Here is a 25,367-nt window from a genome sequence, read left to right as displayed (position 1 = left end):
AGGACAGCATGTCGAAGTCGATTCAACTTATTAAAGAACACGACGTGAAGTGGGTTGACCTGCGCTTCACTGATACCAAGGGTAAGCAGCACCACGTAACCATGCCAGCCCGTGACGCGCTGGACGAAGACTTCTTCGAACACGGTAAAATGTTCGACGGTTCCTCCATTCATGGCTGGAAAGGCATCGAAGCCTCCGACATGATCCTGATGCCAGTTGACGAAACTGCCGTACTGGATCCGTTCACCGAAGAGCCAACCCTGATTCTGGTTTGCGACATCGTTGAGCCAAGCACCATGCAAGGCTACGACCGCGACCCACGCTCCATCGCCAAGCGCGCTGAAGAATTCCTAAAGTCGACCGGTATCGGTGACACTGTATTTGTTGGCCCAGAGCCAGAGTTCTTCATCTTCGACGAAGTGAAGTTCAAGTCGGACATCTCCGGCTCGATGTTCAAAATCTACTCTGAGCAGGGTTCCTGGAACACTGACGGCGACATCGAAGGCGGCAACAAAGGCCACCGTCCAGCCGTTAAAGGTGGTTACTTCCCGGTTCCGCCATGCGACCACGACCACGAAATCCGTACTGCCATGTGTAATGCCATGGAAGATATGGGCCTGGTGATCGAAGTTCACCACCACGAAGTGGCGACTGCTGGCCAGAACGAAATCGGCGTTAAGTTCAACACGCTGGTAGCCAAGGCTGACGAAGTTCAGACCCTGAAATACTGCGTACACAACGTTGCTGACGCCTACGGCAAAACGGCTACCTTCATGCCTAAGCCACTGTACGGCGACAACGGCTCAGGTATGCACGTGCACATGTCGATCTCCAAAGACGGCAAGAACACCTTCTCTGGCGAAGGCTATGCCGGCCTGTCTGACATCGCCCTGTACTTCATCGGCGGTATCATCAAGCACGGTAAAGCACTGAACGGCTTCACCAACCCGGCAACCAACTCGTACAAGCGTCTGGTTCCTGGCTTCGAAGCTCCAGTAATGCTGGCCTACTCGGCTCGCAACCGTTCGGCCTCGATCCGTATTCCTTATGTTGCCAGCCCTAAGGCTCGCCGTATCGAAGCGCGCTTCCCGGATCCAGCTGCCAACCCATACCTGGCTTTCGCAGCACTGCTGATGGCCGGTATCGACGGCATCCAGAACAAGATCCACCCTGGCGATGCAGCTGACAAAAACCTGTACGACCTGCCACCAGAAGAAGGCAAGTTGATCCCACAGGTTTGCGGCAGCCTGAAAGAAGCCCTGGAAGAGCTCGACAAAGGTCGCGCGTTCCTGACCAAAGGCGGCGTATTCAGCGACGACTTCATCGATGCTTACCTTGAGCTCAAGCACGAAGAAGAAATCAAAGTACGTACCTTCGTACACCCACTGGAATACGACCTGTACTACAGCGTCTAATCCAGCCGGTATGACAAAAGGCCACCTTCGGGTGGCCTTTTTTATCAGCGAAAAATGCGTTAATGGCTGACGCTGCCGAGCGGTCAACACCTTACTCAGCCACCATTTCACCTAAGTAAATACGGCTGACTTGCCGAGAGCCGGTGGCCAAGCTTCGCGTTGACCACCCTACAACGACCCTCACTCGCGGCGGTACTTGCGCCCCTGTGGCTGACGCTCCCGCAGGGTGGTCGACGCTCTTTTCGGCCACCATTTTCGCAGACAAGTTCGATTATTAATTGACCCACGCTGACCAAGCTGCGAATGCCGTATCAGACGCGCACCTGTCATTTGCCTACAAAACCAGCACCCGAAGCGCCGCTCAGCCTGATAATTTATGCGCCCGCACACACTGCAACATGCCGACACTTGCCAGCAACGCCGAGCAATGCAATCTTAATCAATTAGCCAAGTTGAGGGATCGCTCATGCGTGCACTATTTGCCTGCCTTTTACTCGCCGCCGCCCTACCGGCCAGCGCACAAATTTACAAATACACTGACGCTAACGGCAATACGGTTTTCACCAATGAGCCACCCGAAGGCACCAAGACTGAAACCATCAACCTGCCAAAGACCAACACGGTAGAGATGCAAACACCCAAACAGCCTTTAAGCGACGAGAGCGACAACGCCCCCGCGCAGGTTCAGGCGTCCTACCAAGTACTGGAACTGACCGGCCTGCCAGATGAAGCCGCGCTGCGGGCAAACAACGGTACATTCAGCGTTGGGGTTAATATCCAGCCGCGCTTGGCGCCGGCACATCGCTTGCAACTGCTATTGGACGGCCAACCTTATGGTGAGCCAACGAACGTACCACGCCTGCAAGTAAGCAATGCTGACCGCGGCGAACACTCGTTAGCCGTACAAGTGATCAGCACCAGTGGTGCCGTACAGCAAAGCGAGACCAGCACCTTCACCGTGCAACGGGTCAACACCAACAACAGCCCGGCATTCGCCCCTAAACCCAAACCTAAGCCAGCCCCTTGATGCGCGCACTTTTAACTTGTTTATTACTGCTGTTTAGCCTGTCCATCTCAGCACAGGTCTACACCTATATAGATGCAGATGGGAATCGGGTATTTACCGACCAACCTCGAGGCGGCAATGCCAAGCCGGTCAAGATGGCACCGACCAACAGCATGACGCCGACCATCAAGCTCAAGCCTGAAGTTGAAGATACCCAGCCCGTGGTGTTGTCCTATCAAATGCTGCGCATTTTGGTGCCACAACCGGATGCGACGATTCGCGACAACGCGGGTGATCTGATTGTTAGCGCCACCAGCGAACCTGAATTGCTCCCCGGGCATCGCTTCCGCCTGATTCTCGACGGCAATACGGTTGGCGAGACCGGTCGAAGCCCCGTGTTCCCGCTGGACAATATTGATCGTGGCACACATCAGTTAGCGGTTGAGATCATTGATGAAAACGAGCGAATTATTGAGCGCACGCCCAGTCAGCCATTTCACCTGTTGCGTACATCGCTGGCACAGAAGCGTCAGGTTAACCCCTGCAAAATTAAAGACTATGGTGTGCGCCCCGAATGCCCACTAAAGGATAAACCCGAAAAAGAAAGCGACATCCCTTTCGTGCCCTTTATGTAGCCTTTCCGCCGAGCGCACCACTTAGGTGCGCGTATGCATAACCCCTTCTATACTCTCCCTGTTTTGGGTCGCCGCAAACTAAGCGGCCTATACCTATTTGCGGGCGTTGTCGCTTTATTTGCTGATTAAACGCTACTTTTCAGTGCTTTGGTTTGCTTCTTGCATTTTCATAACCACTGCCGGAAGCCGATGCCTATGATCATTAACGACGCACTGCACCGCCTGCTACTCGACAACCTGACAACAGCCACATTATTGCTTGATGCAGAACTGCGTCTTGAATACATGAACCCGGCTGCCGAAATGCTTTTAGCCATAAGTGGCCAGCGCAGCCATGGCCAATTTATCAGTGAACTTTTTACTGAGTCGGCCGAGGCAGTCAGCTCCTTGCGCCAAGCAGTCGAAGAAGCCCACCCGTTCAATAAGCGGGAAGCGGTACTGACCTCGGTAACAGGGCAAAATCTCACCGTAGACTACGCCGTTACCCCGGTGATCAGCCGCGGTAAAACCTTACTGCTTCTCGAAGTATTCCCCCGCGACCGCATGCTGCGCATTACCAAAGAAGAAGCGCAGCTCTCCAAGCAAGAGACCACCAAATTATTGGTGCGCGGCTTGGCTCATGAGATCAAAAACCCTCTTGGCGGCATTCGCGGTGCAGCGCAATTGCTAGCACGCGAACTGCCGGAAGAAAACCTCAAGGATTACACCAACGTGATCATTGAAGAAGCTGACCGTCTACGTAATTTGGTTGACCGTATGCTCGGCTCAAACAAGCTGCCATCGCTGTCGATGACCAATGTTCACGAAGTGCTGGAGCGCGTCAGCAGCCTCGTTGAAGCCGAGAGCCAAGGCTGCATCACATTGGTGCGCGACTACGACCCAAGTATTCCGGATGTGTTGATCGACCGCGAACAAATGATCCAAGCCATGCTCAATATAGTGCGCAACGCCATGCAAGCGCTCTTCCCGTTGAACGATATGCGCCTGGGGCGCATCACCTTGCGTACTCGCGCATTGCGCCAATTCACCATTGGCCATGTGCGGCATCGCTTGGTGACCAAAATAGAAATTATCGACAACGGCCCCGGCATACCTGCCGACCTACAAGAAACCATCTTCTTCCCAATGGTCAGTGGCCGTGCCGACGGCACTGGTCTTGGCCTAGCAATCACCCAGAACATCATTAGTCAGCACCAAGGTCTGATCGAATGCGAAAGCCATCCGGGCCACACCGTATTCTCGATCTTTCTGCCGCTGGAACAAGGAGCAACTCAGCCATGACCCGTAGTGAAACCGTCTGGATTGTCGACGACGACCGCTCCATCCGCTGGGTACTGGAAAAAGCCTTGCAACAAGAAGGCATGACCACGCAAACCTTTGATAACGCCGACAGCATGCTCACCCGGCTGTCACGGCAACAGCCTGATGTGATTATCTCTGATATCCGCATGCCGGGCGTCAGTGGTCTCGACTTGCTTGCGCGCATCCAAGAGCAACACCCGCGCCTGCCGGTTATTATCATGACTGCACATTCCGACCTCGACAGCGCCGTCGCGTCTTATCAGGGCGGAGCATTCGAATATTTACCCAAGCCATTTGACGTTGATGAAGCGGTCTCTCTGGTCAAGCGCGCCAACCAACATGCGCAAGAGCAACAGAACCTCAGTGCACCCGTTGTGGAAACACAAACCCCTGAAATCATCGGTGAAGCGCCGGCGATGCAGGAAGTGTTTCGCGCCATCGGCCGGTTATCGCACTCCAACATCACCGTACTGATCAACGGCGAGTCCGGTACCGGTAAAGAACTGGTCGCCCACGCCCTACATCGCCACAGCCCACGTGCGTCATCCCCGTTCATCGCCCTGAACATGGCAGCGATTCCAAAAGACCTGATGGAATCCGAGCTGTTTGGCCATGAAAAAGGCGCATTCACCGGTGCCGCTAACCAGCGCCGTGGACGTTTTGAACAAGCCGATGGCGGCACCCTGTTTCTCGATGAAATCGGCGACATGCCAGCCGACACTCAAACGCGCTTGCTACGCGTACTGGCGGATGGCGAGTTCTATCGCGTTGGCGGTCACACCCCGGTCAAGGTTGATGTCCGGATTATTGCCGCAACTCACCAAAACCTTGAAAGCCTGGTCCACGCTGGCAAGTTTCGTGAAGACTTGTTCCATCGCCTCAATGTCATTCGCATCCACATTCCGCGTCTGTCTGACCGCCGCGAAGACATCCCAACGCTGGCGCGCCACTTCCTAAGCCGAGCGGCACTGGAACTGTCGGTCGAGCCAAAGCTGCTTAAAAGCGAAACCGAAGACTACCTGCAGCAGTTGTCCTGGCCGGGCAATGTGCGCCAGCTGGAAAACACCTGCCGCTGGATCACCGTCATGGCCTCTGGCCGTGAAGTGCATATCGACGACCTACCGCCCGAGCTACTATCACAACCGCAAGACAGCGCCCCAGTCAGTAATTGGGAGCAAGCGTTACGGCAATGGGCGGATCAATCACTTGGTCGCGGCCAGTCGAACCTGCTCGACACCGCAGTGCCAGCGTTTGAGCGGATCATGATAGAAACCGCACTCAAACACACCGCGGGCCGGCGCCGCGATGCCTCGATACTGCTCGGCTGGGGCCGCAACACCCTGACCCGCAAAATCAAAGAGCTGGGCATGAACATCGACGGCGGTGACGATGACGACGGTGATGACAGCTAAACCAGTCATCAACATTTGAGCAGCACAAAAAACGGGCCTTGATTTAAGGCCCGTTTTTTATGCCTGCGCGCTCGACCTTACAGCTGACGATCAGGTTCTCAGCCGTTATCAGCCCTCTTACGGCAAGCACTAAGCGACTATCCTAACGGTCGATGGCCAAGGTTTAGAAATCAATTTGAGTGCTTCGGTGATATGGCATAACGTAGAAATTAAATAAACCCGAATCATATTCTGGGACAACCGAATAATGCTCTTCGAGAACTTAAGCCTGTTCCTATTAATTGTTGAAAAAGGAGGGCTCTCTGCCGCAGGTCGTGAGGCAGGACTTTCGCCCACATCTGTATCGGAAAGACTTGGCGCTCTAGAAAAGCATTACGGTGCGACGCTGCTTAGCCGAACCACACGGTCGATCAGTTTGACTGATGAAGGGCGCGTTCTGGTCGAAGGGGCTCGCCGACTACTAGCAGATGCCGAGTCCATCAAAAGCACTATTAAACTAGGCAGTGAGCAAATATCTGGCCTCGTACGTCTAAGCGCCCCAGTTGATCTCGGACGAAATCGCCTCGTACCCATTCTTGATCAATTCCTGGAGGCTAATCCAAACATCAGCATTGACCTAAACCTGACAGATGGCTTTTTAGACCTGACGGGGCTCGGCATAGACATCGCTATTCGCTATGGCGCGCTGCCAGACAGTACACTCAAGGTAAGAAAACTTAGCGAGGGACGCCGCGTGGTCTGCGCATCACCGTCCTACCTCAGTGCCCATGAAATACCTGAGCATCCCTCGGAGCTGGTTCACCAACAATGCATCCTGATGCGCTTTGGCAACAGTATCCACCGTGAATGGCAGTTTCACTCTCAAGGCCGCACCTTCAAAGTTCTGGTATCAGGAAGACGAATCGCTAATGACGGTGATCAAGTACGCCAGTGGTGCCTGGCTGGCCATGGCATCTGTATTAAGTCATATATCGATGTGAGAGAAGATCTGGAAGCAGGCCGGCTGGTAGAGTTGCTGGGAGATTACTCACTACCGGGTGTAGACCTGCAAATGGTCTACCCTTCCGGCCATGCAACGCCGCACCGGGTCAAAATACTGATGAATGAAATCTCCTCGAAGCTGGCTGTATGAGCAGCACTCAAGGAGATTTTAGGGATAGCAGCACAACCTAACCTTGTGACGACCACGCTGGGAAGTCCGAGTAGCCGCGCTCGGTGCCACCAAATAACTCGGCCCCTTCAATTCCAGCCAGTGGATACCCCTTCTCCAGCCTAAGTGGCAGATCAGGGTTTGCGACAAACTTGCGTCCAAAGGCAACAAAGTCAGCATACCCTCGACCGAGCACCCATTCAGCCAACTCAAGATCGTACTTACCTGCAACCACAATGGCATTACGGAACCGCTCACGCACCGCTTGGCGGAAGTCCTCTGGAAACTTGGGCGCATCATCCCAGTCGGCCTCGACCAGATGCAGGTATGAAATACCTTTATCCTGTAAATAACTCGCCGCTTCCAATATTGTCGGCAGAATATCGGGGCACTCCATACCCCGCGCCGTCAAAAATGGCGCAACACGGATGGCAGCACGATCAGCACCGACTTCCTCAACCACTGCATCCATCACCTCCTTGAGAAAGCGCAGACGGTTACTCCTTGAACCACCATACTCATCGGTACGAATGTTAGAAGTGGTACGCAAAAACTGATCAATCAAATAGCCATTGGCAGCATGCACTTCAACGCCGTCAAAACCTGCGGCCATGGCATTACTTGCCGCTCGACGGTAGTCTTCAACAATTGCCTTTATCTCGTCGCGGCTTAATGCTCGTGGCGTTGGGCATTTGACCATACTGCCAACACCAGTCTGGGGATCGACCTTCCAGATACTTCCCTCGAACGGCACCGCTGACGGTGCAACCGGCAATGCACCGTTATGAAAGTCGGGGTGAGACATGCGCCCGACATGCCAAAGCTGCAAAAAAATACGTCCTCCGGCTTTATGCACCGCATGCGTAACCAAGCGCCAGCCTTCAACCTGTTCGTCGCTGTATATGCCTGGCGTAAATGAATAGCCCTTACCCTGAGGCGAAATCTGTGTGGCTTCAGTGACGATAAACGCAGCCGATGCCCGCTGTGCGTAATAGGCCGCGTTCATTTCATTGGCAACGTCGCCTGGCTGAGTACTTCTGGAGCGGGTCATGGGAGCCATCACCACACGGTTTGGGGTAGGCAAGCTCCCAACGGTTCCCGGGGTAAAAAGTTTGCGCATAAAGATCTCCTCGAATAAGTCTGTGAATCGCTTGAACACAGATTAGTCCGAAAGAGTATTTTGATAATCACCTCATCACGGGAAAGATATTACGCTTAATCCGTAAAATCGATTCGCGCAAATACAGCCTCAACCTGTCCGTGCACCTCCCCTCAGCGCTCATTGGCACCTAAAAGAAGTACTGATAATCAGCAATCGCGATAAACCAACCACCACCAATTACACAGCCGCATAAACAATGCCCAATAAAAGCGCTCAAAAAGGTGCGAGTGCACTCATCAGAGACACTTTTAAGGATTAAAAATCCGAACAAATAGGCGTTGAGTCGCGCAAACAGCCTGTTATTGCTGACATTAAGCCGAAATCAGAAAGTTGGCACACTGCCTGCATATACCTAAGTAACTCCAGTTTCGGGGACCTTGGTACAGGCAGGCCGGGGATTCCCCTCTTTTATTGCTCCATCAGGCTGACAGTCAGCCGCCATTGCCCGTCTACCTCATCAGCGCGCCATTCGCCGCGCAGGGGACGGGCCGCAAGTACAGTCAGTAACAATTCCCGCTTATCTCTTTGCAATCGCCAGTTAGCTGCTCGCCCGTTGAGTTGCAACTGGCCTTGTTGTTCACGCCCCAGTGTTTCCAAACGCAGCAGGTACGCGCCGTTATACTCACGGGCTTGTGGGGTTGGCTGTTCGTTGAACCACAGTTGCAATTGGTCTTCCTGCACCTCGACGCGATCTAGACGTAATGCGTCAGGATGAAATAGATCACCAAACATTAAACCGATTAAAAAGCCAAAAATGGCCAATGAGCCAATAACTCGCAACCAAGGACGAGGCCTATCATCAATATCGGGAGTAGAATACTGCCCGCCTTCACGCTCGGAGCCGCGCATGTTTCACGTCATCCTTTTTCAACCAGAAATACCGCCCAATACTGGCAACATTATCAGGCTCTGTGCCAATAGCGGATGCAGTCTGCATTTGATCGAGCCAATTGGCTTTGAATTGGATGATAAACGCCTGCGTCGAGCAGGGCTGGATTATCACGAATATGCCACTCTACAGCGCCATGCAGACCTTGAAAGCTGCTTGGCCAGCCTCGGACAGCCACGTGTGTTTGCCTTCACCACTAAGGGCACCCAAGGCTTTCATGAAGTGAACTACCAAGCCGGTGATGCATTTTTATTTGGCCCAGAAAGCCGTGGTTTGCCACAAGAGGTGCGTGACGCCCTGCCCGTGGAGCAATGTGTACGTTTGCCAATGCGCGAAGGTTGCCGCAGCTTAAACCTGTCCAATACTGTTGCCGTGGCCGTTTACGAGGCATGGCGTCAGCAAGACTTTGCGATGCCTGCATCCAACCAAGCAGAGTAAAATCCAGACTTTGCGCTAACCGCCAGCCACAAAAAACGCCCCGAGGGGCGTTTTTTATAAGACGCACTCAACTTAGTGAGTTGCAGTCTCTGGTGTAGTTTGCTGCATGCGCTGAAGCTCTTGGGCGTACAGTGCATCGAAATTCACTGGCGCCAGCATCAAGGCTGGGAACGAACCGCGAACAACCAGGCTGTCCAGTGTTTCACGGGCGTACGGGAACAGGATGTTCGGGCAGAAAGCACCGAGCGTGTGGCTCATGGACGCTGGATCCAAACCTTTGATCAGGAAGATACCCGCCTGCTGAACCTCAGCAATAAAGGCAACTTCGTCACCGTTCTTAACGGTCACCGACAGGCTCAGCACGATTTCATGAAAGTCGCCATCGAGGGGCTTCTGACGCGTGTTCAGGTCCATCTCAACCGCTGGAGTCCATTCCTTACGGAAAATTTCTGGGCTCTTTGGTGCTTCAAAGGAAAGGTCACGTACGTAGATGCGCTGCAGCGAAAACTGTGGAGTTTGTTCTTCAGTTGCGCCAGCGTCAGTGTTTGCTTGTTCAGTCATGCCAAAGCCTTTTTATTAGTTAACAGAGTACTGATGTTATGCCTTGAGCAATGCGTCGAGCTTTCCAGCGCGCTCCAGGGCATAAAGTTCGTCGCAACCACCCACATGGGTATCGCCGATCCAAATCTGTGGAACCGAGGTCTTGCCTGCTTTACGGGTCATTTCTGACCTTAACGCAGAGTTGCCGTCGACTCGCATTTCAGTGAATGCAACACCCTTTTTCGTGAGCAGTTGCTTTGCACGTATGCAGTAAGGGCAATAGTCACTTGAGTAAATTACGACTTCCATATCACTTCACCACAGGTAGGTTATCACCACGCCAAGTAGCCATCCCACCTGACAGTTTTGCAGCGGTGAAGCCTGCTTTTTGCAGATCACGCGCTACAGTACCGGCATGCTGGCCGGCCGCATCAATCACCACAATGGTTTTAGCCTTATGTTTCTCTAGTTCGGCCATGCGTGTCGCTAGCTTATCGTTTGGAATGTGCAGCGAACCAACGATATGACCGGCAGAGAAATCTTTTTGCGATCGCACATCCAGTGCAATCCCCTGTTCGTTATTAAGCAACGCTGTCAGCTCACGGCTGCTCAAGCTCTTACCGCCTTTTTGCAGCTCAGTGACCAGCAGCAACACAAGCAGAATGACGAAAGCACCGGCTAGCAAATAGTGGTTAGTGACAAATTCAATCGCGTGAGCAAGCATCAGTGAAATTCCAGGACGGTAAAATGCCGGCCAGTATACACAGCCCCACAAGTCGGCCAAACCCCGTCTGGCGGTGACTTGATAGCTTCTAGGCCTTAAAATGGTCAATCTTTATGCCTACAGCAGAGCGAGCAAGCTTTATGAGCGTCACGCCAAAACCTTTGGTTCTGATCATTCTTGATGGTTTCGGGCACAGTGACAGCCCCGAATACAACGCCATTTTTGCCGCCAATACACCGGTTTACGATCACCTACGTGCGACACAACCGCACGGGCTGATCTCTGGAAGCGGTATGGACGTCGGTCTGCCAGACGGGCAGATGGGTAACTCTGAAGTCGGCCACATGAATCTCGGCGCTGGCCGGGTGGTCTATCAAGACTTCACCCGCGTGACCAAGTCCATTCGTGATGGCGAGTTTTTTGAAAACCCGACCATCACCCAAGCTGTTGATAGCGCCGTAAGCAATGCTAAAGCCGTGCATATTCTTGGCCTGCTGTCTGACGGCGGCGTGCATAGCCATCAAGATCACATTGCCGCCATGGTTGAGTTGGCGGTAAAGCGTGGCGCTGAAAAAGTCTACCTGCACGCTTTTCTAGATGGCCGCGATACGCCGCCAAAGAGTGCCCAATCGTCGATTGATCTGCTCGACAGCACCTTCGCCAAGCTCGGCAAGGGCCGAATCGCCAGCCTCATTGGCCGCTACTTCGCCATGGACCGCGACAACCGCTGGGACAGGGTTGAACAAGCCTACAACTTGATCGTAGGTGGCCAAGGCCAATTCAATGCCGCAAATGCCAGTGCTGGCCTTGAAGCCGCCTATGCACGCGGCGAAAGCGATGAGTTCGTTAAAGCCACCACCTTGGGCGATGCCGTATCCGTTGAAGACGGCGACGCTGTTATCTTCATGAACTTCCGCGCCGACCGCGCCCGTGAGCTAACGCGCAGCTTCGTTGAGCCAGACTTCAGCGAGTTCAGCCGCGCCCGCGCACCGCAACTTGCGGGTTTCATTATGCTCACGCAGTACGCTGCGAGTATCGATACGCCGAGCGCCTTTAAACCGACACCGCTGACCAATGTGCTCGGCGAGTACCTGGCCAATAACGGCAAGACTCAACTGCGTATCGCTGAAACCGAAAAATACGCTCACGTAACCTTCTTTTTCTCTGGCGGCCGCGAAGAACCATTCGCCGGCGAAGAACGCATTCTGATCCCATCACCGAATGTCGCGACTTATGACTTACAGCCACAAATGAGCGCGCCTGAAGTCACGGATAAAATCGTCGATGCAATCGACAACCAGCGTTACGACGTGATTGTGGTCAACTACGCCAATGGCGACATGGTCGGCCATACCGGCGTATTCGACGCTGCAGTTGCCGCCGTTGAATGCCTGGATGGCTGTGTTGGCCGCATCGTCAGCGCACTTGAGAAAGTCGGTGGCGAGGCGCTCATTACCGCCGACCACGGCAACGTTGAGCAAATGGAAGATGAGTGCACCGGCCAGGCGCACACCGCACATACCTGCGAGCCAGTGCCATTTATTTATGTTGGCAAGCGCGATGCCCAAGTACGTGATGGCGCTGTACTGGCAGATATTGCCCCGACCATGCTCACGCTGCTCGGTATGCCAGTGCCAAGCGAGATGACCGGCACCAGCATCCTGACCTTCAACAAGTGAGTATTGGTTAATAAAAAGCACAAATGCCTCAGCCCGCTGGTCTGGGGCATTTTTTTTGCTCCAGAGCACGGGCATACTAGGGTCACTTTATGCACAGGTATGCCTTCACCCCATGTTTCGCGCCCTAATCCTGATATTGATGACGTGCCTGCTCTCCCCTGCATTTGCAGATGAGAAAAGTGACGCGCAAAAAAAGCTCAATGCCGCTCAGTCAGACGTCGTCGAGCTAAAAAAACTGCTGGGAAAAATTCAGCAGGAAAAGTCCGGCGTCCAGAAATCGCTGAAACAGACCGAAACCGAGATGGGCGAGCTGGAAAAACAGGTTAAAGACCTGCAAGACCAGCTCAACGAAGGCGAAGAACAGATCAAGGACCTGGAAACAGAGAAAAAAAAACTCCAGAGCGCGCGAATTGAACAGCAGCGACTGATCGGAATTCAAGCCCGGGCGGCTTACCAAAGTGGCCGTCAGGAGTACATCAAGCTGTTGCTCAACCAGCAGAACCCAGAAAAATTCTCGCGCACCATGACCTACTATGACTACGTCAGTAAGGCACGCATGGAGCAATTGAATACCTTCAACGAAACCCTGCGCCAACTGGCCAACGTCGAAAATGAAATCACCGCCCAGCAACACCAACTGCTTGAGCGCAAAAGTACCCTCGACACTCAGACTGCAAAGCTAGAGCAGGTTCGCAAACAACGTCAGGTGGCGCTGGCCAAGCTCAACACTGACTACTCGGCGCGCGACAAAAAGCTCAAAGCCCGTCAGCGTGATCAGGCCCAGTTGGCCAAAGTCATCAAAACCATCGATGAAACCCTTGCCCGTCAGGCCCGTGAAGCAGAGGCCGCACGCCAGCGAGCCATTGCCGCCGCGAATGAGGCCAAGCGCCAAAATAAGTCATCCGGGTCTGCAGCCAGCATCCCGAGCGGGCCACTTGTCAGCTCTGGCGCGGTCTACGGCGGCCAATTTGCCAATGCCCGCGGGAAACTACCCTGGCCGGTAAATGGCCGTCTACTGGCACGCTATGGAACCCCGCGCGGCGGAGACGCTCGAACCAAGTGGGATGGCGTACTGATTAGCGCAGCAGCCGGCAGCCAAGTCCGCGCCGTACATGGCGGGCGTGTTGTTTTTGCTGACTGGTTGCGCGGAGCAGGACTTCTGGTCATTCTCGACCATGGCAATGGTTATTTGAGCCTGTATGGGCACAATCAGAGCCTGCTAAAGAACGCTGGTGATGTGGTTAAAGCTGGCGACCCAATTGCAACAGTGGGTACCAGCGGCGGGCAAGATACGCCTGCATTGTATTTTGCGATTCGCCAAAAGGGTCGCCCAAGTGACCCGGCACAATGGTGCCGCGCGCAAGGATAAGCGCTTCTTTATTCCGTAGGAGTCAGTTCGACATGCCGCATTTGTCCCGCCTTACCTCTCTGGCCTTAGCGATCGCCCTACTTAGCGGCGTATCACTGTCTCATGCAGCAGAGGTCGTCGCTCCAGCAACCGCTCCCGCCACTGATAAAGCGCCATTGCCGCTGGATGAGCTGCGCACCTTCGTTGAGGTGATGGACCGCATCAAAAGCTCTTACGTCGAGCCGGTTACCGATAAAGAACTGCTGGAAAATGCCATCAAAGGCATGATCAGTAACCTTGACCCCCATTCTGCCTACCTCGGCCCCGAGGATTTCGCTGAGCTGCAAGAAAGCACCAGCGGAGAGTTCGGCGGGCTCGGCATTGAAGTGGGCATGGAAGACGGCTTCGTCAAAGTTGTCTCGCCCATTGATGACACCCCAGCGTCAAAAGCGGGTATTCAGCCGGGCGACTTGATTATCAAAATCGACGACCAGCCAACCAAGGGCCTGTCGATGCTCGATGCCGTCGACAAAATGCGCGGCAAAGCGGGCAGCAAAATCAAATTGACTATCGTGCGTGACGGCTCAAAGCCTTTTGTTGTCGAGCTGACTCGCGCGGCCATCAAGGTTAAGAGCGTCAAGAGCCAGATGCTGGAGGCCAACTACGGTTACATCCGCATCTCGCAGTTTCAGGTCAACACCGGCGAAGAAGTCGGCAAAGCCTTGAACAAACTGCGCAAGGACAACGGCAAGAAACTCAGTGGTCTGGTACTTGACCTGCGCAACAACCCAGGCGGCGTGCTGCAAGCAGCCGTTGAAGTAACCGATCACTTCCTCAAGAAAGGTTTGATCGTTTACACCAAAGGCCGCATCGCCAATTCTGAGCTGCGTTTCTCCGCAGACCCAGCTGACGCCAGCGAAGGCGTACCGCTAGTGGTATTGATCAACGGCGGTAGCGCTTCGGCATCAGAAATTGTTGCTGGCGCGCTGCAAGATCACAAACGTGGCGTGCTCATGGGCACCGACAGCTTTGGTAAAGGCTCAGTGCAAACGGTCCTGCCGCTGAGCAGCGACCGTGCGTTGAAGCTCACCACTGCACTTTACTTCACCCCGAATGGCCGCTCGATCCAGGCTCAGGGCATCGTCCCGGACATAGAAGTCAATCGCGCCAAGCTCACCCGTGAAGGCCCGGCTTCAAGCCTCAATTACCGAGAGGCCGATCTACAGGGCCACTTGGGCAACGGTAACGGCGGTGCCGATAAGCCAAGCAGCAGTGAAAGAGCCGCCCAAGAACGCCCGCAAGATGATGACTTCCAATTGAGCCAAGCGCTGAATCTGCTCAAAGGGCTGAACATCACCCGCAACTGAAGAATCCGCGCGAACGGTAGAATGGATGACGCTTTTTCATCCACCATTGGCCGCAAATATTCGAGTTACTTGCACAAGCAGCAGCCACAAAAAAACCGGTTTGGCTTATCACCAAACCGGTTTTTTATGAGCCGCAGTTACAGGTAACTGTTTGTCATATCATCAATAAAGCCTTCAGCGCGCAGCTCATCCAGAGCCTTCTGCAAACGCTGCACGACCTCATCCGGCGTATCTTTATTCAGGGCCAGATACAGCTCAGCTTCTTTGAAGCGCAGCACTGTATTGAGCCCACTGACGCCTTCTTGCTTGGCAATGTAACGACCAACAGGGTCAGTCGTTGCCCATAGATCAATCTTGCCAGAGGTCAGCTTCTTAACGTTCTCTTGATCACGCAGCGCATTGATTGGCTGCATGCCCTCGCTCTCCAGAGCCTGACTGACCGCATCATTTTTGTAAGCGCCAATCTTGTACTTCGCAGAGTCTTTAAGGCTGGTAACTTTGATATCGCTGCCGGGCGCTGCCAACAACACCCAACCGGTTTTAGCCAATGGCCCAACCCACTTGAACAGCGGCTTACGCTCTTCGGTGTAGGTGGTTGAGAACAAGCCGTAGTTAGGCTTATCCAGAGTCAGGCGATACAGGCGATCCCATGGGAAGCGCAGGGTCAGGCTGTACTTAATGCCAGCACGTTTGAACATCTCGCGCACGATGTCCGCGCTAATGCCATCAATACCGTCATCACGCGCAAAGTTTTTATCGTCCACCGCCATGTTAAAGGGTGGAAAGTTCTCAGTCAGTAACACTACTTTGTAGTCTTCTGGTAACTCGGCATGCGCTGCACTCGCCATCAGTACCAGTGCGAATAACAGACCGTTCTTCACTTTCTTTAGCATCTTGATTTCCCCGCCCCGCGTGTATTGTGATTATTGGCTTACGACACCCCTATTCATCTGGGCTGTAGCGCCCCTCGACAAATCCCTGTTATGCAAACGGGCCTTATAAGGCCCGTTTGGTGTCACAGATAGCTATTGAGCGTGTCGTCGACAAAGCCCTCTTTGCGCATCTTGTCCAACTCTGCCTGCAGCTTCTGTACCACCTCGTCTGGCACCTCGTTATTGAGCGCCAGATAAAGCTCAGCAGTATCAAACCGCAAGATGGTTTTTAACCCCGAGATACCTTCTTGCTTGGCCAGGTAACGCCCCGCTGGGTCACCCGTTGCCCACAAATCAATCTGTCCGGACATCAACTTGCTGGCATTGAGCTGATCGCGCAATGCCGTAACTGGAGACAGCCCTTGCTTCTCCAGATGCTCAGCAATGGCATCACCCTTGTAAGCGCCAATTTTGTACTGCTTGGCTTCCTCAAGATTCTTTACCGTGATGGTGCTGTCGCCACGCCCCAGGAGAACCCAGTCATCCGGCCCAATTGGCCCAACCCACTTGAACAGCTTCTCACGCTCAGGCAAACGCGCCGTCACAAAAACGCCGTAGTTTGGCTTCTCTAGCGCCAACTTGTAGATCCGATCCCACGGGAAGCGCAGGGTCAGGCTGTACTGAATACCCGCACGTTTGAACATTTCACGGACGATATCCACAGCAATGCCGTCGAGATTATCTTCCTGCGCGAAGTTTTTACCGTTGATTGCCATGTTGTATGGCGGAAAGTTCTCGGTCAGCAAGACCATGCGGTAACTTTCATCGATCTCGGCCCGCACCACCCCAGACATCAATAGCAGTGCCCCAGCACTTGCCAACAGCAGACGCTTCAACATCAATTACGACCCTATTTCAAAACTTATAATTTTAGGTGGGCAAGACTAGCCCTGTTTTTAAGCAGACAACAATCGGATCTCTATAGCTGCGACTCAGGTCACTCCCCGTGACCTGAGATAGCGCATGCATAACACTAACGCACAACAATGCCGCGGCTAGCCATATAGGCTTTCGCCTCAGGCACAGTGTATTCACCAAAGTGAAAAATACTCGCGGCAAGAACCGCAGCCGCTTTACCTTCAAGAATCCCATCAGCCAGATGATCGAGATTACCCACGCCACCCGAAGCGATGACCGGAATCCCCACGCTCTCGCTAATTGCCCGAGTAACGCCCAGGTCAAAACCGCTCTTCATGCCGTCTTGATCCATGCTGGTCAGAAGGATCTCACCCGCGCCAAGGTCTTCCATTTTTTTCGCCCACAGCACGGCATCCAGCCCGGTAGGCTTACGCCCGCCATGGGTGAAGATTTCCCAACGCGGCGTTTCGCCAGGGCCAGAGACCCGCTTGGCATCAATAGCCACAACGATGCACTGCGAACCAAAGCGCTGCGCGGCCTCACCGACAAACTCCGGGTTGAATACCGCGGCCGTGTTGATCGAGACCTTGTCAGCGCCTGCATTGAGCAGGTTGCGGATGTCCATCACCGTACGCACACCACCGCCGACAGTCAGCGGGATAAACACCTGACTGGCCATGCGTTCAACGGTGTGAAGCGTGGTATCGCGACCATCAACGCTGGCGGTGATGTCGAGAAAAGTAATCTCGTCAGCACCCTGCTCGTCATAGCGACGGGCGATCTCTACCGGATCACCGGCGTCGCGAATGTTCTCGAATTTAACGCCTTTAACCACGCGGCCATTGTCGACGTCGAGGCAGGGAATGATACGTTTTGCCAGTGCCATGATGGAGTCCTGTTGAGGGCAGACAACCCTGAGTTGTCTGCCGACTGAAGCGGGAAATCAGCCTTTGAAGCTGTCGCAAAACGCCTGCGCTTCGGCAACATCCAAGGTGCCTTCGTAGATAGCCCGGCCAGTGATAGCGCCAATAATGCCGGGTGCCTTGGCGGCCATCAGGTTTTTAATATCGCCGAGGTTGTGAATACCGCCCGAGGCAATAACCGGAATCGAGGTGGCTGCTGCCAGCGCCGCGGTGAAGGGAATATTGCACCCTTGCATCATGCCGTCTTTGGCGATGTCGGTATAAACGATGGCCGAGACACCGTCAGCCTCAAAGCGCTTTGCCAGGTCGATAACCTGCACAGTGCTGACCTCAGCCCAGCCGTCGGTGGCGACGAAGCCGTCTTTGGCATCCAGACCAACAATCACTTTCCCGGGAAAGGCTTTGCAGGCCTCGGCCACGAACTCTGGCTGCTTGACTGCTTTGGTGCCGATGATGACGTAGCTAACGCCCGCCTTGACGTAATGCTCGATGGTTTCCAGCGAACGGATACCGCCGCCAATCTGGATCGGCAGATTCGGGTAGCGCTTGGCGATTGCAGTGACCACGTCACCATTGACTGGCTGGCCTTCAAATGCGCCGTTCAGGTCAACCAAATGCAGGCGGCGGCAACCACCTTCAACCCACTTGGCCGCCATGCTCACCGGATCATCGGAGAACACTGTTGAGTCTTCCATACGGCCTTGGCGCAGACGCACACAGGCGCCGTCTTTGAGGTCGATTGCAGGGATAATCAGCATCGGTTGAACCTACTCAAGTCTTATCATTAATCCGAGAAAACCCTTGAACCCCTGTCCAGCAGACGCTCAAGCGGCTCATTAACTTTTTTCCAGCGCCCACAAGTCGCTTTCGATACTCTCAAACCGGTCTCTGAGCACAGTTTGCACATCATCGACAGCCTTGTTGTAGTAGAGCGGAGCGATCTCGCGGTTGAACAGCTCAAGAATTTCCTGCACTTCAAACGAGCCCAGCTCAAGCTCGAAGCGCTGATCAAGAAACCTCTGTAGGCTTGCAACAGCAGCCGCTTCCTGAGCCGGTTCAAGGCTAAGAATGGCGGCTTTCTCCTTGCCCCGAGCCATTTACCAGCGCCCGTCCCACGCCGCAAAATTCTGCAGCAACTGCAAGCCATGGGTATGGCTTTTTTCCGGGTGGAATTGCACCGCAAAACGCGAACCATCAGCCAAGGCGGCGGCGAAATCGTTGCCGTAATGACCACGACCGACCACCTGCTTCGGGTTGCCGGCTTCGACGTAATAGCTGTGCACGAAGTAGAAACGCGCCATGTCAGGAATGTTATGCCACAGCGGGTGCTTAACTGTTTGTGCGACTTCATTCCAGCCCATGTGCGGGACTTTCAGCGCTTCGCCGTCTTCAACTTGGCCTTTGCCAAAGAAGCGCACAGAGCCTGGAAACTGACCAATGCACTCAACGCCGCCGTTTTCTTCACTGCGGTTCATCAGCGCCTGCATACCCACGCAGATGCCGAGGAACGGACGATCCTGACTGACTTCACGCACCAACTGATCAAAGCCCAAACGGCGGATTTCAGCCATGCAGTCACGGATTGCGCCAACGCCGGGGAACACCACGCGATCAGCTTCGCGAATCACTTGTGCATCGCTGGTGACCAGCACACGGCCAGCCCCCACATGTTCAAGTGCCTTGGAGACCGAGTGCAAGTTGCCCATGCCGTAGTCGATAACGGCTACCGTTTGCATCAGAGCACGCCCTTAGTCGACGGCATCTGTCCGGCCATACGCGGGTCAAGCTCTACAGCCATGCGCAGTGCGCGGCCGAAGGCCTTGAACACGGTTTCGATCTGGTGGTGAGTGTTGGTGCCACGCAGGTTGTCGATGTGCAGACTGACCAGGGCATGGTTGACGAAGCCCTGAAAGAACTCTTGGAACAGGTCAACGTCAAAGCCGCCAACCACCGCACGGGTGAATGGCACGTGCATCTGCAAGCCCGGACGACCCGAGAAGTCGATAACTACGCGCGACAGCGCTTCGTCCAACGGCACATAGGAGTGACCGTAACGAGTCATGCCTTTTTTGTCGCCAATGGCCTTGGTAAACGCCTGACCGAGGGTGATCCCCACATCTTCGACGGTGTGGTGATCGTCAATGTGCAGGTCGCCTTTACACTCGATATCGAGGTCAATCAGGCCATGGCGGGCAATCTGGTCAAGCATGTGCTCAAGAAATGGCACGCCAATATCAAAGCGAGCCTTGCCAGTGCCATCCAGGTTGATCGAGACCTTGATTTGGGTCTCCAGTGTATTGCGCTCGACGAATGCCGTACGTTCGGCCATCACCTGCTCCACTCAATCGTTATGCAAAAGGGTAGCCATTATAGGCAGGCTTATCCGAGGCGGCTACCGGCGATAGCCAATGCTGACGCCCCGCTAATTACCGTTAGTAAGAAATCCCCCTCTAGAAGGGGTCTGCATGGCCTATCTGCAGGCACTTTTGCCATCGTATAAATACGTTGCTGACTGACATCCATCACCACTTTGCGGCACTATCCTAATGACAACTCAGCAGGCTCTCGCCCATGGACACAATTGACCGCTTGATCATTGGCGCTGGCGCACTCGGCCTTGCATGCGCCGCCCGGCTCGCCAAACCCAACGAAAGCACCTTGATAGTCGAGGCCGAAAAGCTCATCGGCAGCCACACATCAAGTCGCAATTCCGAGGTCATCCATGCGGGCATTTACTACGCCGCAGACTCACTCAAAGCCGAGTTGTGCATAGAGGGCCGGGACCGCTTGTATGCGTGGTGCGCCGAGCACCAGGTGCCACATCAACGCATCAGCAAGTTGCTGGTGGCTGTCAGTGATGAGCAGCGGAGCAAACTTACGGCCATTGCCGAGAACGCCGAAGCCTGCGGCGTTAATGATCTACAGGCCATCAGCCAGCAACAACTCCATACACTTGAACCTGCGGTGCAGGGCATTGAGGCATTGCTGTCGCCAAGCACCGGAATTATCGACAGCCATGCTTATTTGCAGTCATTACTCACCCAGGCAGAGCGCAATGGGGCACAGCTTGTACTCGATACACGGATAGAACGGCTTGAGCCCACAGTTAATGGTTGGGTTGTACAGGGTTATAGCTGTGGTGAAGCATTCAGCCTCAAGGCGCAGCACGTTATAAACGCTGGAGGCTTGTTTGCTCAGCAACTGGCGCACAACACAAAGGGTCTCAATCCGGATTTGATCCCCGCACTGCACCTGTGCCAAGGTCGTTACTTTAGTTACAGTGGCCGCTCACCTTTTAGCCGCCTGATATACCCGATGCCTGAAGCCAACGCGACCGGGCTCGGTATTCATGCCACGCTAGACATGGGTGGCCAGTTGCGTTTTGGTCCTGATAGCCGCTACGTTGAACGACTCGACTACAGCGTAGAGAGCGGCTTGCTTGAACCTTTTGCCCAGGCAATCCGCCGATATTTTCCAAAACTCGACAGCTCACGCCTTGTGCCGGGTTACAGTGGCGTCCGTCCAAAGCTGTCGGGTCCAGGGGAACCGGCTGCCGACTTCGTCATCCAAACCCCTGCAGACCACGGCTTGGAAGGGCTGATCAACCTATTCGGGATCGAGTCGCCGGGCCTGACTGCCAGCCTTGCAATCGCTGAGCGAATTGCCAGGCATTAATATGTAACGCGCGCGACGCTATACTTACCCGTTTATATTTATGCTAATGCACACAAGGAATCGTTCATGAAATCGCTCGGCAAAATCCTGGGTTTATTCTTCCTCGGACTGCTGCTGATCATTGTGGCTCTGGGCTTTGCCCTGACCCACTTGTTCGATCCCAACGACTATAAAGACGAGATCCGCGATCTCGCCCGCGAGAAAGCCAACCTTGAGCTGACACTCAATGGCGATATTGGCTGGAGCCTGTTTCCTTGGCTGGGCCTTGAGCTGACCGACGCCACCTTGGCCAGCGCTGACACCCCGGACAAGCCATTCGCGGATTTACGCCTGCTTGGTTTGTCGGTCCGCGTCTTGCCGCTGCTGCGTAAAGAAATCCAGATGAGTGATATCCGCGTTGATGGCCTCAACCTCAATCTGGATATTGACGACAAAGGGCACAGCAACTGGGAAAACGTCGGCCACCCAAGAAAAGTGGCCAATGCATCCAATGACCCTGCAACCAAGCCAGAGCCAAGCACTCCGACCGCACCGGCGAAGGGAGGCGACCCGGTCAAGCTCGATATTGACAGCCTGATCGTCAACAGCGCTCGCGTTGACTACCACAACGCCCAGAAAGGCCAGCAATTCAGCGCTGAAAGCATCCAGTTGACCACCGGCGCGATCCAGGAAGGTGCCAGCGTACCGATCAAGCTCAGCGCTTTCTTTGGTATCAACAAACCTGTCCTGCGCGCCCGCACTGAGCTGCAAGGCGACCTGCGCTTTGATCAAGTGTTAAAGCGCTATGAACTTGAGAACGCAAAAATCTCCGGCGAAGCATCCGGCGAACCCCTTAACGGCCAAACCCTGACTTATGCCCTGCAAGGCCAGCTCACCGCTGATATGGCCGCCAATACGGCCCAGTGGAGCAGCCTGAAACTATCTGCCAACCAACTGCGCGCCATTGGTGACATCAAGGTAACCGACCTGCGCGACAAGCCAAAAATAAGTGGTGGCCTGTCTGTTGCCGAAGTGAACCTGCGCCAGTTCCTTAAAGGCATTGGTCAGGAAATCCCGCCTATGGCCGATGAGACCACCCTGAACAAACTTGAGCTGGTGACGCGCCTCAGCGGCAGTCCAAACAGCATCAAACTCGATGAAATGACCCTCAAGCTTGATGACACCACCTTCACCGGCGAGCTTGCAGTCGACGACTTCGCCAAACAAGCGCTGCGGGTAAAGCTCAAAGGCGACACGCTTGACCTTGACCGCTACCTGCCGCCGAAATCGAAAGAAGCAAACGCACGTGATGCTGAAGTCAAACAGAGCGTAGCCAAAGTCGGAGCAGGCACTTCAGAGCTGCCCAATGCACCGACCCAGCAAGCTTGGAGCACTGAGCAAGTGCTGCCAATCGAACGCCTGCGCAAACTCGACATGCAGGTCGCACTGAACCTTGCTCAATTAACCTACGACAAACAACACTTCAGCAATGTCGACCTGCAAGCCAAAAGCACAAGCGGCCTGCTGACACTCGACAACGCCAGCGGCAATCTCGGTAACGGCAGTTTTCAGGCCAAAGCCAAGGTTGATGTGCGCCCGGCCACACCCGTTTTAAGCCTGCAAAGCACCATTAAGCGCCTGCCGGTTGAGCCATTTCTGACTACGGCCAAGAACAAAGCACCAGTCAAAGGCCTGCTTGATCTGCAAGCCAACCTAACCTCCAGTGGCAACAGCCAAAAAGCTTGGGTTGACGCACTCAATGGCACCAGCAGCTTCGCCCTGGAAAACGGCGTGCTGGTTGACGCCAACCTAGAGCAGCAAATCTGCCAAGGCATTGCCACCCTTAACCGTAAGCAACTGACCCGTGAAATTACCGGCAAGGACACCCCATTCAAAACCCTCCACGGCAACCTGACGTTCCGCAATGGCGTGGCCAGTAATCCAGACCTGAAAGTCGCAGTACCGGGCTTGGATGTAGCTGGCGATGGTGATCTGGACCTGCGTGTGCTCGGCCTGGACTACCGCATCGGCGTCACCCTGCTCGGCGACACCCGCGAAATGCCGGACCCGGCCTGCCAAGTGAACGAACGCTACGTGGGTCTTGAATGGCCAATCCGCTGCCGCGGCCCACTTGAACTTGGTGCAAAAGCCTGCCGCCTGGACAAAGCCGGCATGGGCAAAGTCGCGGCAAAACTGGCTGGCGATAAAATCAATGAAAAGCTTGAAGAAAAACTCGGCGACAAAGTCAGCCCGGAATTGAAAGACGCACTTAAGGGCCTGTTCAAACGATGAGCCCCGAGCAGTTCTCAACAGCTGTTCTGCAATGGTATGACGCGCACGGTCGCAAAGACCTGCCCTGGCAACAGGGCATCACGCCCTACCGGGTCTGGGTGTCAGAAATCATGCTGCAACAGACACAGGTCAGCACTGTTCTGGGTTACTTCGACCGGTTTATGGACGCCCTGCCAACGGTACGCGATCTCGCTGAAGCGCCCGAGGATGAAGTGCTGCACCTGTGGACCGGGCTGGGCTACTACACCCGCGCCCGCAATCTGCAAAAAACCGCCAGGCTTGTGATGTCTGAGCATGCCGGCGAGTTCCCCCGTGACCTGGAAGCCCTTATCGCCCTGCCCGGCATTGGCCGCTCAACCGCAGGTGCTATCGCCAGCCTGAGCATGAGCCTGCGCGCACCGATTCTCGACGGCAACGTCAAACGCGTGCTGGCTCGCTACGTCGCCCAAGAGGGCTATCCGGGCGAACCCAAAGTAGCCAAGCAGCTCTGGGATGTTGCCGAGCGTTTCACCCCGCAGCAGCGCGTGAATAACTACACCCAAGCGATGATGGATCTGGGTGCAACACTCTGCACGCGAAGCAAGCCGAGCTGCCTGCTGTGCCCGCTAAAAGCAGGCTGCCAGGCACATTTGCTTGGACTGGAGATACGCTACCCCATCCCCAAGCCGCGCAAAGCCCTGCCACAAAAGCGCACACTGATGCCGATACTGGCCAACCGTGAAGGCGACATTCTGCTTTATCGCCGACCGTCCAGCGGCCTTTGGGGAGGCTTATGGAGCCTGCCCGAGCTATCCGACCTGGACGAGCTAGAATTACTCGCCAATAGCCATCAACTGAATTTAGGCGCGCGCCAGCCGCTGGCCGAGCTCACGCACACCTTCAGCCACTTCCAACTCGCTATCGAACCCTGGCTGATCAACGTCACCACAGCACCGACGAGCGTGGCCGAGGCCGACTGGCTCTGGTATAACCTCGCCCAACCGCCACGCTTGGGCCTTGCTGCCCCAGTCAAAAAATTACTGAAACGCGCGGCAGACGCTTTGAATGCAGGAGAACTGTCATGACCCGTACCGTAATGTGCCGCAAGCACAAACAAGAACTTCCAGCCCTTGAACGCCCGCCGTACCCAGGAGCCAAGGGTGAAGACATCTTCAACAATGTCTCCAAACAAGCTTGGGATGAGTGGCAGAAACACCAAACCCTGCTGATCAATGAGCGTCGCCTGAACATGATGAACGCCGAGGACCGTAAATTCCTCCAAGCCGAGATGGACAAATTCTTGTCGGGCGAGGATTACGCTCAAGCTGAAGGTTACGTACCGCCCAGCGAATAATTCCGGCCAAGGGTGAAACTGATCAAAACTTAATCGATTTCACCCTTATTAACCGTAAGCGCCCGTTATCTTTAAATATTTTTCAAACCGGCGCTTGACATGACCTCGCCAAATCCGTCTAATACGCCCCGTTGCCCAGATAGCTCAGTCGGTAGAGCAGGGGATTGAAAATCCCCGTGTCGGCGGTTCGATTCCGTCTCTGGGCACCACTAATACCGAAAACCCCAAGCGAAGTTAAATTCCTTGGGGTTTTTTATTGCCTGCTATTCAAGCAATACAGCACTTAAACAAGTGCTGCCTGCCAGCCC

At 54.5% G+C, this 25,367-nt stretch carries 26 protein-coding genes and 1 tRNA gene; 15 read left to right on the top strand and 12 right to left on the bottom strand.

The window, feature by feature from the left end; all coding sequences use genetic code 11:
• Positions 1-8 precede the first annotated feature (8 nt).
• The 6 genes from glnA to ACIGCM_RS07390 all read left to right on the top strand — a co-directional run bounded on the left by glnA (position 9) and on the right by ACIGCM_RS07390 (position 6,902).
• The gene (gene glnA / locus ACIGCM_RS07415; RefSeq protein WP_397501400.1) at positions 9-1,415 is read left to right on the top strand and encodes a glutamate--ammonia ligase; all 1,407 of its coding nucleotides are present in this window, start codon (positions 9-11) and stop codon (positions 1,413-1,415) included.
• 466 nt (positions 1,416-1,881) lie between these two features.
• Positions 1,882-2,442, top strand: coding sequence for a DUF4124 domain-containing protein (locus ACIGCM_RS07410; protein WP_397501399.1), 561 nt, complete (start codon positions 1,882-1,884; stop codon positions 2,440-2,442).
• Positions 2,442-3,056 carry a DUF4124 domain-containing protein gene (locus ACIGCM_RS07405; RefSeq protein WP_397501398.1) on the top strand — a complete coding sequence of 205 codons (615 nt, stop codon included), beginning with the start codon at positions 2,442-2,444 and terminating at the stop codon, positions 3,054-3,056. The genes ACIGCM_RS07410 and ACIGCM_RS07405 overlap by 1 nt, the downstream gene beginning before the upstream one ends.
• 195 nt (positions 3,057-3,251) lie before the next feature.
• Positions 3,252-4,337 carry a nitrogen regulation protein NR(II) gene (glnL, locus tag ACIGCM_RS07400; RefSeq protein ID WP_397501397.1) on the top strand — a complete coding sequence of 362 codons (1,086 nt, stop codon included), beginning with the start codon at positions 3,252-3,254 and terminating at the stop codon, positions 4,335-4,337.
• Positions 4,334-5,770, top strand: coding sequence for a nitrogen regulation protein NR(I) (ntrC, locus tag ACIGCM_RS07395; RefSeq protein ID WP_397501396.1), 1,437 nt, complete (start codon positions 4,334-4,336; stop codon positions 5,768-5,770). Before glnL ends, ntrC begins: the two co-directional genes overlap by 4 nt.
• A 247-nt stretch (positions 5,771-6,017) precedes the next feature.
• Complete coding sequence (locus ACIGCM_RS07390; protein WP_397501395.1) at positions 6,018-6,902, top strand: LysR family transcriptional regulator; 885 nt, start codon at positions 6,018-6,020, stop codon at positions 6,900-6,902.
• Positions 6,903-6,939: 37 nt separating this feature from the next.
• Here the strand turns inward: ACIGCM_RS07390 and ACIGCM_RS07385 are convergent, their stop codons facing one another.
• Positions 6,940-8,040 (bottom strand): alkene reductase, encoded by a 1,101-nt coding sequence (locus tag ACIGCM_RS07385; RefSeq protein ID WP_397501394.1) that lies wholly within the window; start codon positions 8,038-8,040, stop codon positions 6,940-6,942.
• 450 nt (positions 8,041-8,490) lie between these two features.
• The gene (locus ACIGCM_RS07380; protein ID WP_397501393.1) at positions 8,491-8,931 is read right to left on the bottom strand and encodes a hypothetical protein; all 441 of its coding nucleotides are present in this window, start codon (positions 8,929-8,931) and stop codon (positions 8,491-8,493) included.
• On the opposite strand from ACIGCM_RS07380, the gene trmL reads away from it, so the two are divergent.
• The gene (trmL, locus tag ACIGCM_RS07375) at positions 8,930-9,409 is read left to right on the top strand and encodes a tRNA (uridine(34)/cytosine(34)/5-carboxymethylaminomethyluridine(34)-2'-O)-methyltransferase TrmL (protein ID WP_397501392.1); all 480 of its coding nucleotides are present in this window, start codon (positions 8,930-8,932) and stop codon (positions 9,407-9,409) included. The genes ACIGCM_RS07380 and trmL overlap by 2 nt on opposite strands.
• A gap of 72 nt (positions 9,410-9,481) precedes the next feature.
• On the opposite strand, the gene secB is transcribed toward trmL, so the two are convergent.
• The 3 genes from secB to ACIGCM_RS07360 are packed head-to-tail and all read right to left on the bottom strand — an operon-like array spanning position 9,482 to position 10,673.
• Positions 9,482-9,970 (bottom strand): protein-export chaperone SecB, encoded by a 489-nt coding sequence (secB, locus tag ACIGCM_RS07370; protein ID WP_397501391.1) that lies wholly within the window; start codon positions 9,968-9,970, stop codon positions 9,482-9,484.
• Between the two features lie 36 nt (positions 9,971-10,006).
• Positions 10,007-10,258 carry a glutaredoxin 3 gene (gene grxC / locus ACIGCM_RS07365; RefSeq protein ID WP_397501390.1) on the bottom strand — a complete coding sequence of 84 codons (252 nt, stop codon included), beginning with the start codon at positions 10,256-10,258 and terminating at the stop codon, positions 10,007-10,009.
• 1 nt (position 10,259) lies between these two features.
• Entirely contained in the window at positions 10,260-10,673 is a 414-nt protein-coding gene (locus ACIGCM_RS07360) for a rhodanese-like domain-containing protein (protein WP_397501389.1), read from the bottom strand.
• Positions 10,674-10,813: 140 nt separating this feature from the next.
• Here ACIGCM_RS07360 and gpmI point away from each other — a divergent pair, with 140 nt between their 5' ends.
• The 3 genes from gpmI (at position 10,814) to ACIGCM_RS07345 (ending at position 15,067) form a co-directional block, all read left to right on the top strand.
• The gene (gene gpmI / locus ACIGCM_RS07355) at positions 10,814-12,352 is read left to right on the top strand and encodes a 2,3-bisphosphoglycerate-independent phosphoglycerate mutase (protein WP_397501388.1); all 1,539 of its coding nucleotides are present in this window, start codon (positions 10,814-10,816) and stop codon (positions 12,350-12,352) included.
• A gap of 112 nt (positions 12,353-12,464) precedes the next feature.
• Complete coding sequence (locus tag ACIGCM_RS07350) at positions 12,465-13,721, top strand: murein hydrolase activator EnvC family protein (protein WP_397501387.1); 1,257 nt, start codon at positions 12,465-12,467, stop codon at positions 13,719-13,721.
• A 32-nt stretch (positions 13,722-13,753) separates the two neighbouring features.
• On the top strand, positions 13,754-15,067 hold the full coding sequence (locus ACIGCM_RS07345) for a S41 family peptidase (RefSeq protein ID WP_397501386.1): 1,314 nt from the start codon (positions 13,754-13,756) through the stop codon (positions 15,065-15,067).
• A gap of 137 nt (positions 15,068-15,204) precedes the next feature.
• Here the strand turns inward: ACIGCM_RS07345 and ACIGCM_RS07340 are convergent, their stop codons facing one another.
• The 7 genes from ACIGCM_RS07340 to hisB form a co-directional block, all read right to left on the bottom strand.
• Complete coding sequence (locus tag ACIGCM_RS07340) at positions 15,205-15,960, bottom strand: substrate-binding periplasmic protein (RefSeq protein ID WP_397501385.1); 756 nt, start codon at positions 15,958-15,960, stop codon at positions 15,205-15,207.
• Positions 15,961-16,082: 122 nt separating this feature from the next.
• Positions 16,083-16,838 carry a substrate-binding periplasmic protein gene (locus ACIGCM_RS07335; protein WP_397501384.1) on the bottom strand — a complete coding sequence of 252 codons (756 nt, stop codon included), beginning with the start codon at positions 16,836-16,838 and terminating at the stop codon, positions 16,083-16,085.
• A 134-nt stretch (positions 16,839-16,972) separates the two neighbouring features.
• Positions 16,973-17,743 (bottom strand): imidazole glycerol phosphate synthase subunit HisF, encoded by a 771-nt coding sequence (hisF, locus tag ACIGCM_RS07330; RefSeq protein WP_397501383.1) that lies wholly within the window; start codon positions 17,741-17,743, stop codon positions 16,973-16,975.
• 57 nt (positions 17,744-17,800) lie between these two features.
• Positions 17,801-18,538, bottom strand: a complete 738-nt coding sequence (gene hisA / locus ACIGCM_RS07325; RefSeq protein ID WP_397501382.1) for a 1-(5-phosphoribosyl)-5-[(5-phosphoribosylamino)methylideneamino]imidazole-4-carboxamide isomerase — start codon at positions 18,536-18,538, stop codon at positions 17,801-17,803.
• A gap of 78 nt (positions 18,539-18,616) precedes the next feature.
• Positions 18,617-18,877: a DUF2164 domain-containing protein gene (locus tag ACIGCM_RS07320; RefSeq protein WP_397501381.1), complete on the bottom strand. Its 261-nt coding sequence runs from the start codon at positions 18,875-18,877 to the stop codon at positions 18,617-18,619.
• Positions 18,878-19,516, bottom strand: a complete 639-nt coding sequence (hisH, locus tag ACIGCM_RS07315; RefSeq protein WP_339490895.1) for an imidazole glycerol phosphate synthase subunit HisH — start codon at positions 19,514-19,516, stop codon at positions 18,878-18,880.
• Positions 19,516-20,109, bottom strand: a complete 594-nt coding sequence (gene hisB / locus ACIGCM_RS07310) for an imidazoleglycerol-phosphate dehydratase HisB (RefSeq protein WP_010488624.1) — start codon at positions 20,107-20,109, stop codon at positions 19,516-19,518. Before hisB ends, hisH begins: the two co-directional genes overlap by 1 nt.
• A gap of 242 nt (positions 20,110-20,351) precedes the next feature.
• On the opposite strand from hisB, the gene ACIGCM_RS07305 reads away from it, so the two are divergent.
• The 5 genes from ACIGCM_RS07305 (at position 20,352) to ACIGCM_RS07285 (ending at position 25,268) form a co-directional block, all read left to right on the top strand.
• Positions 20,352-21,455 carry an NAD(P)/FAD-dependent oxidoreductase gene (locus tag ACIGCM_RS07305; RefSeq protein ID WP_397501380.1) on the top strand — a complete coding sequence of 368 codons (1,104 nt, stop codon included), beginning with the start codon at positions 20,352-20,354 and terminating at the stop codon, positions 21,453-21,455.
• A 66-nt stretch (positions 21,456-21,521) separates the two neighbouring features.
• The gene (locus tag ACIGCM_RS07300) at positions 21,522-23,726 is read left to right on the top strand and encodes an AsmA family protein (RefSeq protein WP_397501379.1); all 2,205 of its coding nucleotides are present in this window, start codon (positions 21,522-21,524) and stop codon (positions 23,724-23,726) included.
• Complete coding sequence (gene mutY, locus ACIGCM_RS07295; protein WP_397501378.1) at positions 23,723-24,790, top strand: A/G-specific adenine glycosylase; 1,068 nt, start codon at positions 23,723-23,725, stop codon at positions 24,788-24,790. The genes ACIGCM_RS07300 and mutY overlap by 4 nt, the downstream gene beginning before the upstream one ends.
• Complete coding sequence (locus ACIGCM_RS07290; RefSeq protein WP_339490890.1) at positions 24,787-25,059, top strand: oxidative damage protection protein; 273 nt, start codon at positions 24,787-24,789, stop codon at positions 25,057-25,059. The genes mutY and ACIGCM_RS07290 overlap by 4 nt, the downstream gene beginning before the upstream one ends.
• 133 nt (positions 25,060-25,192) lie before the next feature.
• Positions 25,193-25,268: transfer RNA gene (locus ACIGCM_RS07285), tRNA-Phe, on the top strand.
• The last annotated feature ends 99 nt before the right edge of the window (positions 25,269-25,367 follow it).

This window comes from Pseudomonas sp. NPDC078700, from assembly GCF_044542375.1.
Lineage (GTDB): Bacteria > Pseudomonadota > Gammaproteobacteria > Pseudomonadales > Pseudomonadaceae > Aquipseudomonas.
Note: the sequence above shows the minus strand (reverse complement) of the source record. Positions and strands in the feature narration are given on the sequence as shown.

Excerpts from the sequence above, each read along its gene's own strand:
- hisB (WP_010488624.1), bottom strand. The coding sequence starts at position 20,109 with ATGGCCGAACGTACGGCATTCGTCGAGCGCAATACACTGGAGACCCAA.
- ACIGCM_RS07340 (WP_397501385.1), bottom strand. The coding sequence starts at position 15,960 with ATGCTAAAGAAAGTGAAGAACGGTCTGTTATTCGCACTGGTACTGATG.
- ACIGCM_RS07390 (WP_397501395.1), top strand. The coding sequence starts at position 6,018 with ATGCTCTTCGAGAACTTAAGCCTGTTCCTATTAATTGTTGAAAAAGGA.
- ACIGCM_RS07320 (WP_397501381.1), bottom strand. The coding sequence starts at position 18,877 with ATGGCTCGGGGCAAGGAGAAAGCCGCCATTCTTAGCCTTGAACCGGCT.
- gpmI (WP_397501388.1), top strand. The coding sequence starts at position 10,814 with ATGAGCGTCACGCCAAAACCTTTGGTTCTGATCATTCTTGATGGTTTC.
- grxC (WP_397501390.1), bottom strand. The coding sequence starts at position 10,258 with ATGGAAGTCGTAATTTACTCAAGTGACTATTGCCCTTACTGCATACGT.
- ACIGCM_RS07335 (WP_397501384.1), bottom strand. The coding sequence starts at position 16,838 with ATGTTGAAGCGTCTGCTGTTGGCAAGTGCTGGGGCACTGCTATTGATG.
- secB (WP_397501391.1), bottom strand. The coding sequence starts at position 9,970 with ATGACTGAACAAGCAAACACTGACGCTGGCGCAACTGAAGAACAAACT.
- ACIGCM_RS07405 (WP_397501398.1), top strand. The coding sequence starts at position 2,442 with ATGCGCGCACTTTTAACTTGTTTATTACTGCTGTTTAGCCTGTCCATC.
- hisF (WP_397501383.1), bottom strand. The coding sequence starts at position 17,743 with ATGGCACTGGCAAAACGTATCATTCCCTGCCTCGACGTCGACAATGGC.
- ACIGCM_RS07360 (WP_397501389.1), bottom strand. The coding sequence starts at position 10,673 with ATGCTTGCTCACGCGATTGAATTTGTCACTAACCACTATTTGCTAGCC.
- glnL (WP_397501397.1), top strand. The coding sequence starts at position 3,252 with ATGATCATTAACGACGCACTGCACCGCCTGCTACTCGACAACCTGACA.
- ACIGCM_RS07300 (WP_397501379.1), top strand. The coding sequence starts at position 21,522 with ATGAAATCGCTCGGCAAAATCCTGGGTTTATTCTTCCTCGGACTGCTG.
- hisA (WP_397501382.1), bottom strand. The coding sequence starts at position 18,538 with ATGCTGATTATCCCTGCAATCGACCTCAAAGACGGCGCCTGTGTGCGT.
- mutY (WP_397501378.1), top strand. The coding sequence starts at position 23,723 with ATGAGCCCCGAGCAGTTCTCAACAGCTGTTCTGCAATGGTATGACGCG.
- ntrC (WP_397501396.1), top strand. The coding sequence starts at position 4,334 with ATGACCCGTAGTGAAACCGTCTGGATTGTCGACGACGACCGCTCCATC.
- ACIGCM_RS07350 (WP_397501387.1), top strand. The coding sequence starts at position 12,465 with ATGTTTCGCGCCCTAATCCTGATATTGATGACGTGCCTGCTCTCCCCT.
- ACIGCM_RS07290 (WP_339490890.1), top strand. The coding sequence starts at position 24,787 with ATGACCCGTACCGTAATGTGCCGCAAGCACAAACAAGAACTTCCAGCC.
- ACIGCM_RS07345 (WP_397501386.1), top strand. The coding sequence starts at position 13,754 with ATGCCGCATTTGTCCCGCCTTACCTCTCTGGCCTTAGCGATCGCCCTA.
- ACIGCM_RS07385 (WP_397501394.1), bottom strand. The coding sequence starts at position 8,040 with ATGCGCAAACTTTTTACCCCGGGAACCGTTGGGAGCTTGCCTACCCCA.
- hisH (WP_339490895.1), bottom strand. The coding sequence starts at position 19,516 with ATGCAAACGGTAGCCGTTATCGACTACGGCATGGGCAACTTGCACTCG.
- ACIGCM_RS07305 (WP_397501380.1), top strand. The coding sequence starts at position 20,352 with ATGGACACAATTGACCGCTTGATCATTGGCGCTGGCGCACTCGGCCTT.
- ACIGCM_RS07410 (WP_397501399.1), top strand. The coding sequence starts at position 1,882 with ATGCGTGCACTATTTGCCTGCCTTTTACTCGCCGCCGCCCTACCGGCC.
- glnA (WP_397501400.1), top strand. The coding sequence starts at position 9 with ATGTCGAAGTCGATTCAACTTATTAAAGAACACGACGTGAAGTGGGTT.
- ACIGCM_RS07380 (WP_397501393.1), bottom strand. The coding sequence starts at position 8,931 with ATGCGCGGCTCCGAGCGTGAAGGCGGGCAGTATTCTACTCCCGATATT.
- trmL (WP_397501392.1), top strand. The coding sequence starts at position 8,930 with ATGTTTCACGTCATCCTTTTTCAACCAGAAATACCGCCCAATACTGGC.